This is a genomic window from Microbacterium sp., assembly GCF_041909575.1.
Classification (GTDB): Bacteria; Actinomycetota; Actinomycetes; order Actinomycetales; family Microbacteriaceae; genus Microbacterium.
In genome coordinates this window covers 1-1,799 of the sequence record NZ_JAYRDE010000198.1, presented here as the reverse complement: position 1 = coordinate 1,799, position 1,799 = coordinate 1, and the positions used below count along the sequence as shown (strand labels likewise).

Genomic DNA, 1,799 nt, shown 5'->3' with positions numbered 1-1,799 from the left:
TGACGTCCTGCATGAGGTCGTACTTCTTGGCGGCGAGGTCGAGCGAGCGCGACAGGTCGATGACGGAGGCGTTGTTGACGACGATATCGATGCCGCCGAACTCGCCCTGCGTCTTGAGCACCGCCTCGGTGACGTCGTCGTCGTTGCGCACGTCGCCGACGATGGGAAGCGCCTGGCCGCCCGCCGCGCGGATCTGCTCGGCGGCGGAGTGCACGGTGCCCTCGAGCTTGGGATGGGGCGTGTCAGTCTTGGCCAGCAGCGCGACGTTGGCACCGTCGCGCGCGGCGCGCAGCGCGATCGCGAGGCCGATGCCCCGGCTTCCGCCGGACATCAGGATGGTCTTGCCGGCGAGGGAGGTGTCGCTCATGTGGATGTCTCTCCTAGATCGGGCCTGGAAGTCGCGTGTCACACGATCGGTGGCCGGGGGCAGCCCGAACCCGCCGATCCCGTGACACGGTCCGTCTCAGGGACGGGATTTGGCGGATGCCGCGGCGAAGGCCGCCACGCGAACTCGGGATTCCTCGGTCTCGAAGCGGGCGCCGATCGAGCGGGCCTCGTCGTCGAGGTTGTCGGAGAAGGGCCGGTCGGCGCCGGCGCGGACGAGACGCTTCGCCTGGCCGAAGGCGGCCGTGGCGCCTGCGAGCCAGAACCGCGCGATCGCCTCGGCGCGCGCGGCGACCTCGTCGCGCGGGAGCACCTCGGCCACCAGGCCCCAGTCCAGCGCCGTCGCGGCGTCGATGGTGGTGTCCTGCAGGAGCAGCTGCAGCGCGCGGCGCTGGCCGATCGCGGCCGGCAGCAGCGTCGAGACACCGAGGTCGGGGGTGAGGCCGATGTTCGCGTACTTGCTGACGAACTTCGCCGAGTCGGCGGCGACGATGTAGTCCGCGGCGAGCATCAGGCCGAGGCCGCCGCCGGCGACGGCTCCCTGCACCGCCGCGACGATCGGCTTGTCGGACAGCGCGAAGGTGCGGATGCCCTCGTGGATGATGTGCGCCGTCGCGGTGACGTCGGACCCGGCCGCGCCCGAGGTCGCCATCGCGACGACGTCGCCGCCCGCGCAGAAGGCCGGGCCGGCGGCATCCAGGATCACGGCACCCACCGCGGGATCGTTCGTGACGCGGTGCGCGATGTCGCGCCACAGCGCGCCCATCTCGAAGTCCATCGCGTTCAGCGAGGCGGGACGGTTGAAGGTCACGCGGGCCAGGCCGCCCTCGACGTGGAGGAGGATCGAGTCGCTCACGGGGTTCTCCTTTACTTGGGCGCCATGCGGATGGCGCCGTCCAGGCGGATGGTCTCACCGTTGAGGTAGCCGTTGTCGACGATCGCCATCACGAGTCCGGCGTACTCGTCGGGCTTGCCGAGACGCTGCGGGTAGGGCACCTGCTGGCCGAGCGAGTCCTGCGCGGCCTGCGGCAGCCCCATGAGCATGGGCGTCTCCATGATCCCCGGCGCGATCGTCACCACCCGGATCGCGTGGCGCGCGAGCTCGCGCGCGACGGGGAGCGTCATCGCGTGCACGCCGCCCTTGCTCGCCGCGTAGGCGGGCTGGCCGATCTGCCCGTCGAAGGCGGCGACGCTCGCCGTGTTGACGATGACCCCGCGGTCGCCGTCGGCCGTGGGCTCGGTGCGCGCCATCGCGGCGGCGGCCTGGGACAGCACGTTGTAGGTGCCGATGAGGTTGACCCGCACGATGCGCTCGAAGCCCTCGAGCGGCGTCGGCGCCCCGTCGCGGTCGAGCACCTTGGCGGGCGGAGCGATGCCGGCGCAGTTCACGACGACGCGCAGCGGGCCCGCCGCGG

The 1,799-nt window shown here is 72.0% G+C and carries 3 protein-coding genes; all 3 read right to left on the bottom strand.

The window, feature by feature from the left end; all coding sequences use genetic code 11:
- Window positions 1-367, bottom strand: a 367-nt coding sequence (locus ACE3O1_RS15555) for an SDR family NAD(P)-dependent oxidoreductase (protein ID WP_374316601.1), incomplete at its 3' end; no start/stop codon positions are given.
- A 96-nt stretch (window positions 368-463) separates the two neighbouring features.
- A complete protein-coding gene (locus ACE3O1_RS15550; protein WP_374316599.1) occupies window positions 464-1,240 on the bottom strand; it encodes an enoyl-CoA hydratase/isomerase family protein in 777 nt (258 codons plus the stop codon).
- An 11-nt stretch (window positions 1,241-1,251) separates the two neighbouring features.
- Window positions 1,252-1,799, bottom strand: a 548-nt coding sequence (locus tag ACE3O1_RS15545) for an SDR family oxidoreductase (protein WP_374316597.1), incomplete at its 5' end; no start/stop codon positions are given.